This is a genomic window from Hamadaea sp. NPDC050747 (genome assembly GCF_040654195.1).
Taxonomy (GTDB): Bacteria; Actinomycetota; Actinomycetes; order Mycobacteriales; family Micromonosporaceae; genus Hamadaea.
The window spans coordinates 92,572-105,858 of the sequence record NZ_JBFAHM010000010.1 but is presented as its reverse complement, the minus strand read 5'-3'; the positions used below and the strand labels follow the sequence as shown (position 1 = coordinate 105,858).

Sequence of the window (13,287 nt, the reverse complement as noted above, 5' to 3'; positions counted from 1 at the left end):
GCGTAACCCGCGCATAACCCGCGCGCATAACCCGCGTGCGTGATCATTGCGTCAGTCATGCTGTTTCACGAGTCGGAATGTCCGATCAAACGACATGGCTGACGCGATGATCACGCCGGAGGCACTCACTAGACTGGGCGACGTGAGTGCCGCCCTGGTGATCGAGAACGACCCGACCGACGACGCCCGCCGACTGGGCGACTGGCTGACGGAGGCCGGCCTGGCCCTCGACGTACGCCGTGTCCACGCCGGTGATCCGTTGCCGGAGGAGCTGGCCGAGCATGCCGCTGTCGTGGTGCTCGGCGGCTCGCAGGACGCCTACCCGGAGGGCGACGCCGCGCCGTGGTTCCCGCAGCTGGAGGCGCTGCTGCGCAAGGCGGTGCGGCATCGCGTACCGACGTTGGCGATCTGCCTCGGCGGCCAGCTGCTCGCCCAGGCGCACGGCGGGACCGTCGGGCGGTCCGCCGCCGGACCGGAGATCGGCCCGGGTCTGGTCGCCCGGCGGGACGCCGCCGAGCGGGACCCGCTGTGGGCGCCGGTGCCGTTCGTGCCGGACGTCCTGCAGTACCACTACGACGAGATCACCGAACTGCCGCTGGGCGCGACCCTGCTGGCGACCTCCAGCCGCTATCCCCATCAGGCGTTCCGCCTCGGCGACCTCGCCTGGGGCACCCAGTTCCACTTCGAGTGCGACACCGACCAGTTCGCGAGCTGGATCGCGCCGAACCGGGCGAGCCTGGTCGAACAGGGCATCGATCCCGATGAGCTGATCGAACGGGTGGACGGGCTGATGGACGACCTCTTCGAGGTCTGGCAGCCGTTCGCCCGCCGGTTCGCCGATCTCGCGCTGGGCCGGCTCGAACCGCCGGTGAGCGCCCGTGCGACGCTTCCGCTGCTCGGCTGAGCAGGATGCAGTCCCGGCGGCTCGGTCAAGCCCTCCCCGGCAGCCCGGCGCCGGGGATCGGGCGGCTCGCCCGGTACGGCTTCACCGCGGTTCCCGGCCGGCCTGATCCGGTGCGGTTGCTCGGCCCGCTCGGCATGAACCTGTGGGTCGCCGACGAGCAGCGGCCGTACGACGAGGAGGCGGCGCTCATCCTCGACCAGCTCGGCCGCGTCGCCGACCCCGATCTGGCGCTGCGGCAGCTGGCCCGGCTGCACGAGCGGGACCCGGCCGTCGTCGAAGCCGTGGGCGCCGATCACGACCTGCGGGATCGGCTGATCACGGTGCTGGGCGCGGCCGAGGCGCTCGGCGACCACCTCGCGGCGCAGCCGGGCGAATGGCGGTGTCTGCGGCACACGATGCCCGCCCGCTACGAGGTGCACGCCGGGATCGCCGACGTCCCGGCGCTGCGGTTGGCGTACCGGCGAGGGCTGTTGCGCGTCGCCGCGGCGGATCTGGCCGACCACGTCGACGTCGAGCAGACGATGGCCGAGCTGACCGCGCTCGCCGACGCCACCTTGCGGGTGGCGTACCGGCTGGCGTCGGCCCGGGTCACCGGGCATCCTCGGCTGGCCGTCATCGCCATGGGCAAGTGCGGCGGCACAGAACTCAACTATGTGTCCGATGTGGACGTCATTTTCGTCGCGGCGGAGGACGAGGATCTCCCGGCCGCCACCACCATCGCGGCCGGGCTGATGGAGATCTGCGGCCAGGTCGCCTGGCCGGTCGACGCGGCGTTGCGGCCCGAGGGTGGGCGCGGGCCGCTGGTGCGGACTCTGGCCAGCCACCTCGCGTACTACCAGCGCTGGGCCCGGACGTGGGAATTCCAGGCGCTGCTCAAGGCCCGCGCGGTCGCCGGTGAAGTCGCCCTCGGCCGCTCGTGGCTGGTCTCGTTGCAGCCGCTCATCTGGCACGCCGCCGAACGCCCCGAGGCGGTCGAGGACGTCCGCAAGATGCGCAGACGCATCGTCGAGCAGATCCCGCGCAGCGAGATCGACCGCGAGATCAAACGCGGGCCGGGCGGCCTGCGGGACATCGAGTTCGCCGTCCAGCTCCTCCAGCTGGTGCACGGCCGCGCCGACGAGACGCTGCGCTCACCCAACACGCTCATCGCACTGCGCTCGCTCGTCGCCGGCGGCTACGTCGGCCGGCACGACGGCGAGGCGCTCGTGCTGGCGTACCGGTTCCTGCGGGAGGTGGAACACCGGCTCCAGCTGCAGAAACTGCGGCGCACGCACACCGTCCCGGCCAATGACGGCGGCGCCGGGTCCGCGGCCCTCCTCTGGCTCGCGCACTCCATGGGGTACGCCGGAAGCGGCACCCGGACAGCGGAGGAGATGTTCCGGGCGGACTGGGTGGCGCACGCGGCCGAGGTCCGGCGTCTGCACGCGAAGTTGTTCTTCCGGCCGCTGCTCGCCGCGGTCGCCCAGGTGCCCGCGGACGGCCTGTCGTTGCAGCCCACGCAGGCCCGGCAGCGACTGGAACTGCTGGGGTACGCCGATCCGGCCGGTGCGCTGCGGCACATCGAGGCGTTGAGCGGGGGAGTGTCCCGTACGGCGGCGATCCAGCGCACCCTGCTCCCGGTGCTGCTGGAGGAGCTCGCCGACGCGCCCGACCCCGACGCCGGGCTTTTGGCGTACCGGCAGGTGTCGGAGAAGCTGGGCGCGACGCCGTGGTATCTGCGGCTGCTGCGGGACGAGGGACCAGTGGCGCTGCGCCTCGCGCGGTTGCTCGGCACCTCGCGGTACGCCGTCGACCTGCTCGCCCGCGATCCCGAAGCACTTCGCCTGATGGCCTCGGACGCCGAATTGGCTCCCCGCGAACGGCCGGCCCTGATCGAGGCGATGTCCTCGGCCGCCGGCCGCTACCGGGTGCCCCCGGAGGCGATTCGGGCCGTCCGCGCCGTACGCCGTCGCGAGCTGTTCCGCACCGCGTGCGCCGACCTGTTCCTCCGGCCGACCGAGTTGGCGACCGGGCAGGCGCTCTCCGACGTCACCGACGCGACGCTGGCCGCCGCCCTCGAAGTGGCCCGGACCGCCGCCGGAGCCCCGGCCGACTTCGAGTTCGCGATCATCGGCATGGGCCGCCTCGGCGGATACGAGATGAGCTACCCGTCCGACGCCGACGTTCTGTTCGTCTATGAACCCGGCGGCGGCCCAGGTGGCCTGCGGGACGACGAGGCGCAGGGCATCGCGCTGGCCGTCGCGGAGAATCTGCGTACGCTGCTGGCCGCGCCGGCGCAGGATCCGCCACTCGGGGTGGACGCCGACCTGCGCCCGGAGGGCCGGCAGGGGCCGTTGGTCCGGTCGTTCACGGCGTACCAGCGGTATTACGCGAAGTGGAGCGCGATCTGGGAGGCGCAGGCGCTGCTTCGAGCGCGCCCGGTCGCGGGCTCGGAGACGCTCGCCGCCCGGTTCGTGGAGCTGATCGAGCCGATCCGCTATCCCGACGGCGGGCTGACCCGGGAGCAGGTCGTCGAGATCCGCCGGATCAAGGCCCGGGTCGAGAACGAACGGCTTCCCCGTGCGGCCGACCCGCTCACCCACACCAAACTCGGGCGCGGTGGCATCGCGGATGTCGAATGGACCGTCCAGCTCTGGCAACTGCGTCACGCGTACGAGCTGGCAGAGCTGAAGACGACGCGGACCTTGACGGCGCTCGCCGCGGCGACCGGCGCGGGCCTGGCGTCCGCCGCCGACGCGGAGATCCTGCGGACGGCCTGGAGCCTCGCGGCCCGCGTACGCAACGCGCTGACCCTGGTCCGGGGGCGGGCCGCCGACCAGCTGCCGCGGCACGGCCCGGAGCTGGAGGGCATCGCGCAGGTCCTGGGGCACGAGGGCGAGCCGACCCTGGTGCTGGAGGAGTATCTGCGGGCCACGCGGCGTGCGCGAGCCGTGGTCGAGCGGCTGTTCTTCGAGAACTAGGCCGGGACGGCGCTCAGCTCGAACGGTACGCAGCGCGCCCCGAGCGCGATCCCGGTGTCGACCGACATCACGAGCCCGTCGGCGTAGACGACGGGGGAGTCCACTTCGGCCGGCGGGACCGAGAAGGTCTCGGGAATGGTCGAGTGGCCGTGGACGATCCGCCGCCCGCCGAGCCGCGCGAGCAGGTGGCGGGCGCGGTCGGGACCGGTGGCCGGGTCCAGGAACTCGAAGCGCCGGAAGATCAGCCGCATCTGCGGGCCGAAGGTCGCCGGATCACGGTCGGCCATCATCCGGCCGACCGCCGCGTTGATCTCGGCGATGCTGTCCCCGAACTCGAGGTATGCCGTCGTGTCCGCGTGGATCAGCAGGTTGTCGTCGACGAGGGCGACCGCCGGCAGTGCGGCCAGCCAGGCCAGGTGGGCGTCGGTGAGACCGTCGAGGTCGGTGCCCTGGCCGCCGTTGAGCGCCCAGGACTGGATGATCGTGCGCTCGGGCGTGATGGGGGCGTCCGGGATGTACCGCGATCCGTAGATGAGCAGGTCGTGGTTGCCCAGGACGCAGCCCACCTCGCCACCGGCCGCGGCGGCCTGCGGTTGGAGCGCCATGATCAGATCGATGACGCCGATCCCGTCCGGGCCGCGGTCGGTCAGATCGCCCAGGAACCACAGCCGGGCGTCGCCGCCCGCCCACGAGCCGCCCGCGTCGAGCAGGCCGGCCTCGCGGAGAGCCTCGGTGACCTGGGCATGATGCCCGTGGGTGTCGCCGACGACATAGAGCGCCACGGCGTCAGCTTATCCCTTCCGGCGATCTTGTGGGGTTCGGCGTCACGGGGTCAGTGTCAGCGTGTGCTCCGTGGCGTCGTCGATGGACGCTCGGGCGAAGCGGAACCGCAGCGTCTGCCCGGTACGCCACAGCTCGTACTGGTTGTCGTAGGTGTCGGCGAAGGCGTGCCCGGAGTTGCCGGTCAGCTGAATCCACCGCGAGTCGTCCAGGTTGGACAAGTTGACGATCATTCGCATCGACGGCACGGCGTCGACCTCGTAGCCCTCGCCCGCGCTCCATCCGGTGGCGTTGACGATCGAGTCGCCGCCGCTGACGCCGGTCTTCTCGTGGTTGAACAGCCACTCGATCGGGCCGATGCCGCTGGTGCCGAAGGTCGCGTGGGTCGCGGTGAGCGTGTGCATCGTGCCCCAGCGCCACTTCTCCGGATCCTTGCCCTGGTCCTTCGTCAGCTCGGCGACCGCGTCCGCCTGCGCCTGGGCCAGGATCTGCTCCCGGGTCTCGTGCTCGGCCGTCGACTTGACGTCCCACCAGGCGTCTTCCGGGCGATCGAGAAGGTTCCGGACCACCTCGAACCACCGGTCGCCGCCGTCGGGGAAGTAGTCCTCGCCGAGTTCGTCGAAGACCACCTTGAGGAGATTCCGCCAGACGGCGTTGTAGTACGCCGCCCCGGCCGAGTCCTCGCCCTGCTGGTAGTCCCAGCCGTCGAGCAGCCGCACCGCCTGCTTCGCCGCGTCCGGCGCCGTCCGGGCCAGCCACGGAACCAGGGCCGGGGCGAACCCGTTGCGGTTGTCGAACTGCATCTTCTGGACGTCGTCGAGGGTGATCTTCCCAGCCTTGGCCGTCGCGGTGATCATGTCGTTGATCCGCTGCGACCGGTAGCCGTAGCTCCAGTCACTGGTGAGGAAGTGCTGGTAGGTCGGCGCGATGACGGCCTGGTTCGCGGTCGCGACGTACCCCTGCTTCGGGTTGAGGACGGTCGGCAGCTCGGCGAACGGAAGGAACCCCGTCCAGTCGTACGCCGAGTCCCAGCCCGGCGCGGGCCAGCGACCGTCGCCCTTGCCGCGTACGGGGATGCGGCCCGGCGACTGGTAACCGATGTTGCCGTCCACGTCGGCGTAGATCATGTTCTGCGCGGGCACCTCGAACAGGGCGGCGGCCGCCCGGAACTCGGTCCAGTTTCCGGCCTTGTTCAGGGCGAACAACGCGTCGGCGGTCCGGCCTGGGTCCAGCGCGGTCCAGCGCAGGGCGACGGCGTACCCGTCCTTGCTGAGCTTCTGGAGATCCTCACTGGCGTCGGAGAGCAACGGGCCGTGGCCGGTGGACCGGACGGTGATCGTCTTCTGCCCGCCACCGGCGATCCGCAACACCTCTTGACGGGTGGTCAGCGGCTTGAGCCGACCGTCCACCTCGTACTGGTCGCCGGTGACCTTCTCGTAGTAGAGATCGGTGACGTCCGGGTCGAGGTTGGTGAAGCCCCACGCGATCCGGGCGTTGTGCCCGATCACGACGCCGGGCACGCCGGAGAAGCTGAACCCGGCGACGTCCTGGGACTGCGTACCGCACGCGCAGTGCAGGCCGATCTGGTACCAGATCCCCGGCTGCGACGGGCTCAGGTGCGGGTCGTTGGCCAGGATCGGCTTGCCGGTCGCGGTGAGATCGCCGCTGATCACCCACGAGTTCGAGCCGATGCCCGGCCCGCCGTCGCCCATCAGCTGCGGCATCCGGTCCAGGCCGTCGGCCAGCCCTCGGAGCAGGTCGCCCTGCGCGCTCGTCGGCTTTACCGCCGGCTGCGCGGGGGGCGTGCCGGTCGTCTCGCCGCCGGGCACGATGGGGACATTGCGGTCATAGGGGTACGCCGGATAGAGCTGTTCGACCTGCTCGACGCTCAACCCCTCGGCGAGCAGGGCGGCCCGCCGGATCTCGGTCTCCATGTTGCCGCGCAGATCCCAGGCCATCGCCTTCAGCCAGGCGAGCGAGTCGATCGGATCCCACTTCTCGATGTCGTAGCCGGAGTTCTGCAGGCTGAGCAGCGAGTACTCCAGGCTGATCGCCTTGGGGGAATGCGTGGCCAGATAGGCGTTGACGCCTTCGGCGTACGCGGTGAGGTTGGCGCGGGAGTCGGCCGAGATGAGGTCCCACTCCTGTTCGGCGACCCGCCGCCAGCCCATCGTCCGCAGGTACGCGTCCGTCTCCAGCTGGCCCTCGCCGAACAACTCGGCGAGCCGCCCGCCCGTGACGTGCCGCCGGAAGTCCATCTCCCAGAACCGGTCCTGGGCGTGCACATAGCCCTGCGCCCGGTAGAGGTCCGCCGACGTGGTCGCGTAGACCTCGGGAATGCCCTGCGCGTCACGCTGCACGCGGACGTCGGCCGACAGACCGGGCAGGGTCGCCGTGCCGTCGAGCTGGGGGAGCGCCCGGCGAATGGACCAGACGAGGGTTCCCGCGCCGACGAGCCCGAGAACGATCACCACCGCGAGTGTCCACAGGGAGATCTTGCGGGCGCGGCGAAGCCAAACGCGGGAACGGCTCATGTTTTCCGGCACGGCGTGCAGCATATTCTGCTGACCCGCAGGTCAGAAAAGAGGTTGCGGGCACTGGTAGACCTTCGGGTATGAACGCACTCCTCCGTCCGGCCAGTGGCGCCGCCGACGCGGCCGCCTTCAACGCCCTCCGGCGGGTCGTCACGCCGTACCAGGTCTTCAGCCCCGAGCGCATCCAGCACTTCTGGGAGGTCACCCCGGAGCGGGCGTACGCGAAGGTGCTCGTCGCCGAGGTCGACGGCCAGGTCGTCGGAGCCGGGCGTGCCTCGTTCAACACCTGGACCTCGGAGCAGGGCGCGGCCTCGATGTTCGTCATGGTCCACCCCGACCACCGGCGACAAGGCATCGGTGCTCAGCTGTACGCCGTCCTCGACGCGCATCTCACCGAGCACGACGGGCGCAAGATCCAGATCTGGGGCACCGACGACGAGGACGTCGCGGGCTTCCTGCACCGGCGGGGCTACGAGCGTACGGCGGAACTGCGCTACTCGAAGCTCGACCTCACCGACATCGCGAAACTGCCGCCCGCGCCCGCCACGCCGGACGGCGTCGTCCTCGTCTCCGCCCGCGAAGCCGGCCCGGAAGCGCTCTACTCAGTCGACGCCGCCACGGTCGTCGACGAACCGGGCGACACCGCGATGGACGCCGTCCCCTACGAAGACTGGTACGCCGAGATCTGGCAGAACCCGTCGGCCGACCTCGACGCCAGCGTCGTCGTCCTCGCCGGCGACGTTCCGGCGGCGTACACGCTGGTCGAAGTGGATCGCGAAGGCGGCCGGATGTGGTCGGGCGGCACCGGCACGCTGCGGACGCACCGTGGACGTGGACTGGCCAAGCTCGCCAAGTCCGAAGCCGTACGCCGCGCCGCCGCCGCAGGGGTGACTGCGGCGTACACCAGCAACGACGAGGTCAACCAGCCGATGCTGGCGGTCAACGAGTGGCTCGGCTATCGGCCCTGCGCAGTGCAGTACTCCTACCTGCGGACGGTCTGAGCCTCAAGGTGCGCCTCCAGGGTTCGCGGCTCGCCGAAAGCGGCGAGCTCGCGGGCGGTGTCGTCGATGAGCTGGGCGGAGGCGCGCCACCCGGAGGCCGCCGTCCAATAGGTGTGGTCACCGCGGCCGGCCCGGATGCCGACCGGCCACGGTTGACCGAAACCGGCCCGCAGCACGAGCCCGACCGGGAAGAGCAGCAGCAACAGCACCCACTCGCCGATCGTGACCACGATCCCCAGCAGGATCGGCAGTACGACGCTCACGACCAGTCCCAAGAGCGAGATGAGGAGCCCGATCAGGTCGTCGCCGCCGCCGAAGTCGGTGCCGTCGCCGCCGTCGAACCAGTTGTGCGGACGCCAGGGCAGCCAACCGCGGCCGACCCACCAGTCCGTGCCGCCCGGACTCGTCACGTGCATGGCGTGAGCGTAGGAAAACAAATCAAGGGGCCCCGGCGAACCGGGACCCCTTGAGACGTCGCTGTGCCTACTGCTTCGATGTGCGCCGCCGCGCGTCACACATCGGTGAGCCGGCCGACTCGACGCCTAAACGTCGAAGTAGAGCTGGAACTCGTGCGGCGTCGGGCGCAGCCGGATCGGGTCGATCTCGGTGGAGCGCTTGTAGTCGATCCAGGTCTCGATGACGTCGCCGGTGAACACGCCGCCCGCCTGGAGGTACTCGTTGTCGCTCTCCAGGTTGGTCAGCACGTCGGCCAGCGAGCCGGGGACCTGCTGGACGCTCGCGGCCTCCTCCGGCGGGAGGTCGTAGAGGTCCTTGTCGATCGGGGCCGGCGGCTCGATCTTGTTCTTGATGCCGTCGAGGCCCGCCATCAACATGGCAGAGAAGGCCAGGTACGGGTTGGACGACGGGTCCGGGCAGCGGAACTCGATGCGCTTGGCCTTCGCGTTGGTGCCCGTGACCGGGATACGCGTGCAGGCGGAGCGGTTGCGCTGCGAGTAGACCAGGTTGACCGGCGCCTCGTAGCCCGGCACCAGACGACGGTAGGAGTTCACCGACGGGTTGGTGAAGGCCAGCAGCGACGGCGCGTGGTGCAGCAGGCCGCCGATGTACCAGCGGGCCAGGTCGGACAGGCCGCCGTAGCCGGTCTCGTCGTACATCAGGTTCTCGCCGCCGAGCCAGATGCTCTGGTGGGTGTGCATGCCGGAGCCGTTGTCGCCGAACAGCGGCTTGGGCATGAACGTCGCGGTCTTGCCGGCGTGCCAGGCGGTGTTCTTCACGACGTACTTGAACAGCTGCATCTGGTCGCCCGCGGCGAGCAGCGTGGCGAACCGGTAGTTGATCTCGGCCTGGCCGGCGGTGCCCACCTCGTGGTGCGCGCGCTCGACGGTGAAGCCGAGGTCGACCAGGTTGGTGACCATCTGGTCGCGCAGGTCGGCGTAGTGGTCGGTCGGCGCCACCGGGAAGTAGCCGCCCTTGTAACCGGGCTTGTAACCGCGGTTCGCGCCGCCGTCGGCCTCGGCCGTCGCGCCGGTGTTCCACGCGCCCTCGATCGAGTCGATGTGGTAGAACGCCTGGTTGGCCTGGGTCGAGTAGCGGATCGAGTCGAAGATGTAGAACTCCGCCTCGGCGCCGAAGTAGGCCGTGTCCGCGAAGCCGCTGCCCGCCAGGTAGGCCTCGGCCTTCTTGGCGATGTTCCGCGGGTCCCGCGAGTACGCCTCACGAGTGAACGGGTCGTGGATGAAGAAGTTGAGCGCGAGGGTCTTCTGGATCCGGAACGGGTCGATGAACGCCGTCGTCACGTCGGGCAGGAGCAGCATGTCCGACTCGTGGATGGCCTGGAACCCGCGGATGGACGAACCGTCGAAGGCGAGGCCGTCGGTGAAGGCGCTCTCGTCGAAGGAATCCGCCGGGACGGTGAAGAACTGCATCACGCCGGGCAGGTCACAGAAACGGACGTCGACGAACTTGACGTCCTCGTCCTTGAGGTACCGAAGGAGTTCCTCGGGATTGGCGAACAACACGTCCTCCTGGCAATGGCTCTAGATCGGTGCGCTCGCGGTCACTGGTCAAGGCGTTCGTCGACTTGCGCAGGTGGCCGTTGGCTGGTCGCGACGGTACGGAGGTGGCGTTGCCCAGCCGTGTCGGCTTTGTTTCGGCCGTGTTACATGGCACGTGCGCTGCGCCACCGTGCGTTTCCCACAGCCTAGGCGAGTACTCTGACGCGCGTGACCGAGACCTCGCAAGAAGCCGTTCCGACGCTCTTCCGCCGGTTCGTGGCGCTCTTCGTCGACTGGCTGCTCTGCCTGCTGGTCTCCGGCTTCTTCGTCCCGGATCTCCGGACGGCCACCTGGGAGCCGGTCGCCGTGCTCATCCTGGAGTACGCCTTCTTCCTCGGCCTGTTCGGGCAGACCCCCGGCATGCGGCTGGCCCGCATCCGCTGCGTGAGCGTCGACGGCGGTGGGCCGATCGGCGTACCCCGGGCGGCGTTGCGGGGATTCCTGCTGGCACTCGTCGTCCCCGCACTTATCATGGACACGGACCGCCGCGGGGTCCACGACCGCTTCGCACGCAGCGTGATAACGCCTGCGTGAGCGGGTAGAGATCGAAGCCGTTAGGCTGCGATCTTGTGACATACCCCCCTCAGAATCCGCAGGATCCACCGCCGTACGGTCAGCCCCCACAGTCCTACGGCCAACCCCAGCCGGGCCAGCCCCAGCAGTACGGGCAACCGCAGCAATACGGGCAAGCGCCGTACGGTCAGCCGCAGTACGGCGCCCCGGGGCAGTACCCGCCGCCCGGTTCACAGTGGGAACCGCAGCCTCCACCGCCGTCCGGCACCAACGGCTTCGCCATCGCTTCGCTGATCTTCGGCCTCCTGGGTGGCGGCCTGTTCGCCGTCATCTTCGGCTTCATCGCCCTGGGCCAGATCAAGAAGCGCAACCAGAAGGGCAAGGGCATGGCCATCGCCGGCCTCGTGCTCTCCCTGGTGTGGTTGCTGGCCTGCGGGACCGGTGTCGCGATCGCCGTCATGAACGAAGCCGACCGGGACGCCAACGGCACGGTGACCGAGGAAGGCACGGTCAGCTCGGTCGAGCTGAAGCTCGGCGACTGCCTGAAGAAGCTGCCCGCCGAGGGTGTCGTGCGGGCCGTCGACGTCGTGCCCTGCTCGCAGCCGCACGGCGCCGAGGTGTACGCCGTCTTCAACCTGAGCGGCTCGACCTATCCGGGCAGCGACACCGTGATCAAGCAGTCCGAGGACGGCTGCACCGAGCGGGTCGACGCGCTGACCGCGGACGCGCAGAAGGACGACACCTTGGAGATCTACTACCTCTACCCGCACACGTCCATGGTCTGGAACCGCGGCGACCACTCGGTCTCGTGCCTCGTCGGCAGCGAGACCAAGCAGTACACCGGAAGCCTGCGGAAGTAGGTCAGCGGCCGCGCATCTGGCGCATGGCGCCCTTCGGGGGGCGGAACTCCTTCGGGAGTCCGCCCTTCGGCATCTGCGGCCGGGCCGTCAGCGCCGTGAGCGCCCGGTCCAGGGAGTTGATCTCCTTGCCGGAGAGGTTCTTCGGCAGCCGCAGGATGTGCGTACGCAGCTTGCGGATGGAGACCTGGCCCTCACCGTTGCCGACGATGATGTCGTAGAGCGGGGTCTGGCCGATGACCTTGCCGAGCCGCCGCTTCTGCTCGCCGAGCATCGGCTTGACCCGCTGCGGCTCACCCTCGCCGATGAGCACCACGCCGGCCGGGCCGAGCACGAGGTGCACGAAGTCGTTGTTCACGGTGAACGCGAGCGGCTGCTCCTTGGTACGCCAGTTGCCCCGCATCGACGACAGGATCTGGGTGGCCGCACCGGGCTGGCCCTCGAGCGCGTTCATCATGGCCGAGTTGCTGCGCAGGTTCAGCACGAGCAGGACGGCGAGGAGCGTCACGAGGACGCCCATCGGGATCCAGATCCAGCTGCTCGTGAGGCCGACGACGAGCACGGTCACGGCGATCGGGATGAGCACGGCCGCCACCACAAGCGGGATGAACCATTTGTCCTGCTTTGCGGTGAACTTGAACACCATGCCGATCTGCTTCAGCCGTCCGCCGAAGGAGACCTTTTCCTCTGAGGGCTTCGCCATGTCCTGAAGTCTAATCAGGTTCAGGCGGCGGCGAGTTTGCGGGCGTCGAGGGCCTGGCGGTAGAGCCGGCCGGCCCGGTACGACGAGCGCACCAGCGGCCCGGACATGACCCCCGCGAAGCCGATCTCCTCGGCCTCGGCCTTCAGCTCGATGAACTCCTCCGGCTTCACCCAGCGGTCGATCGGGTGGTGCCGAGGCGTCGGGCGCAGGTACTGGGTGATCGTGATCAGCTCGCAGCCCGCCTCGTGGAGGTCGCGCAGCGCCTGCGACACCTCCTCGCGCTCCTCGCCCATGCCCAGGATCAGGTTGGACTTGGTGACCAGGCCGGCCTCGCGAGCCCGGGTGATCACGTCGAGCGACCGCTCGTAGCGGAACGCCGGGCGGATGCGCTTGAAGATCCGGGGGACCGTCTCCAGGTTGTGCGCCAGCACCTCGGGACGGCTGCCGAACACCTCGGCCAGCTGGGCGGGGTCGGCGTTGAAGTCCGGGATCAGCAGCTCGACGCCGCACCCGGGGACCAGGCCGTGGATCTGCCGGACGGTCTCGGCGTACAGCCATGCGCCGCCGTCGGGCAGGTCGTCGCGGGCGACCCCGGTCACGGTCGCGTACTTGAGCTCCATCGACGCGACCGACTCGGCGACGCGCCGCGGCTCGTCGGCGTCGAACTCGGCCGGCTTGCCGGTGTCGATCTGGCAGAAGTCACAGCGCCGGGTGCACTGGTCGCCGCCGATGAGGAAGGTCGCCTCCCGGTCCTCCCAGCACTCGTAGATGTTGGGACAGCCGGCTTCCTGGCAGACGGTGTGCAGCCCTTCGCGCTGGACGAGACCGCGCAGCTGGGTGAACTCGGGGCCCATCTTCGCCTTGACCTTGATCCAGTCGGGCTTGCGCTCGATCGGGGTCTCGGCGTTTCGGGCCTCGATACGCAGCATGCGCCGGCCCTCGGGAGCAACCATGGTCACGAGCCAAAGACTACGCTCACTGGACCCCGCCGAGCAGCCGAGGTAAGCACCGCCACAACCT

At 69.8% G+C, this 13,287-nt stretch carries 11 protein-coding genes; 5 read left to right on the top strand and 6 right to left on the bottom strand.

Features of this window, described 5'->3' with window-relative positions:
• Positions 1 to 106 precede the first annotated feature (106 nt).
• Positions 107 to 904, top strand: a complete 798-nt coding sequence (locus AB0H43_RS24170) for a type 1 glutamine amidotransferase (RefSeq protein ID WP_360003138.1) — start codon at positions 107 to 109, stop codon at positions 902 to 904.
• A gap of 5 nt (positions 905 to 909) precedes the next feature.
• A complete protein-coding gene (locus tag AB0H43_RS24165; RefSeq protein ID WP_360002583.1) occupies positions 910 to 3,864 on the top strand; it encodes a bifunctional [glutamine synthetase] adenylyltransferase/[glutamine synthetase]-adenylyl-L-tyrosine phosphorylase in 2,955 nt (984 codons plus the stop codon).
• On the opposite strand, the gene AB0H43_RS24160 is transcribed toward AB0H43_RS24165, so the two are convergent.
• Entirely contained in the window at positions 3,861 to 4,646 is a 786-nt protein-coding gene (locus AB0H43_RS24160) for a metallophosphoesterase (RefSeq protein WP_360002581.1), read from the bottom strand. The two genes, AB0H43_RS24165 and AB0H43_RS24160, sit on opposite strands and share 4 nt — an antisense overlap.
• A 42-nt stretch (positions 4,647 to 4,688) precedes the next feature.
• Entirely contained in the window at positions 4,689 to 7,178 is a 2,490-nt protein-coding gene (locus AB0H43_RS24155) for a penicillin acylase family protein (RefSeq protein ID WP_360003136.1), read from the bottom strand.
• A gap of 80 nt (positions 7,179 to 7,258) precedes the next feature.
• Between AB0H43_RS24155 and AB0H43_RS24150 the strand changes: the two genes are divergently transcribed.
• Positions 7,259 to 8,179: a GNAT family N-acetyltransferase gene (locus tag AB0H43_RS24150; RefSeq protein WP_360002579.1), complete on the top strand. Its 921-nt coding sequence runs from the start codon at positions 7,259 to 7,261 to the stop codon at positions 8,177 to 8,179.
• Here AB0H43_RS24150 and AB0H43_RS24145 read toward each other — a convergent pair.
• Together AB0H43_RS24145 and glnA are read right to left on the bottom strand one after the other, a co-directional pair.
• On the bottom strand, positions 8,161 to 8,595 hold the full coding sequence (locus AB0H43_RS24145) for a hypothetical protein (RefSeq protein ID WP_360002577.1): 435 nt from the start codon (positions 8,593 to 8,595) through the stop codon (positions 8,161 to 8,163). The two genes, AB0H43_RS24150 and AB0H43_RS24145, sit on opposite strands and share 19 nt — an antisense overlap.
• A 126-nt stretch (positions 8,596 to 8,721) precedes the next feature.
• Positions 8,722 to 10,155 carry a type I glutamate--ammonia ligase gene (glnA, locus tag AB0H43_RS24140; protein ID WP_360002575.1) on the bottom strand — a complete coding sequence of 478 codons (1,434 nt, stop codon included), beginning with the start codon at positions 10,153 to 10,155 and terminating at the stop codon, positions 8,722 to 8,724.
• Between the two features lie 207 nt (positions 10,156 to 10,362).
• Between glnA and AB0H43_RS24135 the strand changes: the two genes are divergently transcribed.
• Both AB0H43_RS24135 and AB0H43_RS24130 read left to right on the top strand, forming a co-directional pair.
• The gene (locus AB0H43_RS24135) at positions 10,363 to 10,728 is read left to right on the top strand and encodes an RDD family protein (protein ID WP_360002573.1); all 366 of its coding nucleotides are present in this window, start codon (positions 10,363 to 10,365) and stop codon (positions 10,726 to 10,728) included.
• A gap of 35 nt (positions 10,729 to 10,763) precedes the next feature.
• Positions 10,764 to 11,567 (top strand): DUF4190 domain-containing protein, encoded by an 804-nt coding sequence (locus AB0H43_RS24130; RefSeq protein WP_360002571.1) that lies wholly within the window; start codon positions 10,764 to 10,766, stop codon positions 11,565 to 11,567.
• Between the two features lies 1 nt (position 11,568).
• On the opposite strand, the gene AB0H43_RS24125 is transcribed toward AB0H43_RS24130, so the two are convergent.
• Complete coding sequence (locus AB0H43_RS24125; protein ID WP_360002569.1) at positions 11,569 to 12,267, bottom strand: DUF4191 domain-containing protein; 699 nt, start codon at positions 12,265 to 12,267, stop codon at positions 11,569 to 11,571.
• Between the two features lie 20 nt (positions 12,268 to 12,287).
• Positions 12,288 to 13,220 carry a lipoyl synthase gene (gene lipA, locus AB0H43_RS24120; RefSeq protein WP_360003134.1) on the bottom strand — a complete coding sequence of 311 codons (933 nt, stop codon included), beginning with the start codon at positions 13,218 to 13,220 and terminating at the stop codon, positions 12,288 to 12,290.
• Between the last annotated feature and the right edge of the window lie 67 nt (positions 13,221 to 13,287).

Excerpts from the sequence above, each read along its gene's own strand:
- AB0H43_RS24170 (WP_360003138.1), top strand. The coding sequence starts at position 107 with ATGATCACGCCGGAGGCACTCACTAGACTGGGCGACGTGAGTGCCGCC.
- AB0H43_RS24165 (WP_360002583.1), top strand. The coding sequence starts at position 910 with ATGCAGTCCCGGCGGCTCGGTCAAGCCCTCCCCGGCAGCCCGGCGCCG.
- AB0H43_RS24155 (WP_360003136.1), bottom strand. The coding sequence starts at position 7,178 with ATGAGCCGTTCCCGCGTTTGGCTTCGCCGCGCCCGCAAGATCTCCCTG.
- AB0H43_RS24150 (WP_360002579.1), top strand. The coding sequence starts at position 7,259 with ATGAACGCACTCCTCCGTCCGGCCAGTGGCGCCGCCGACGCGGCCGCC.
- AB0H43_RS24145 (WP_360002577.1), bottom strand. The coding sequence starts at position 8,595 with ATGCACGTGACGAGTCCGGGCGGCACGGACTGGTGGGTCGGCCGCGGT.
- AB0H43_RS24125 (WP_360002569.1), bottom strand. The coding sequence starts at position 12,267 with ATGGCGAAGCCCTCAGAGGAAAAGGTCTCCTTCGGCGGACGGCTGAAG.
- lipA (WP_360003134.1), bottom strand. The coding sequence starts at position 13,220 with ATGGTTGCTCCCGAGGGCCGGCGCATGCTGCGTATCGAGGCCCGAAAC.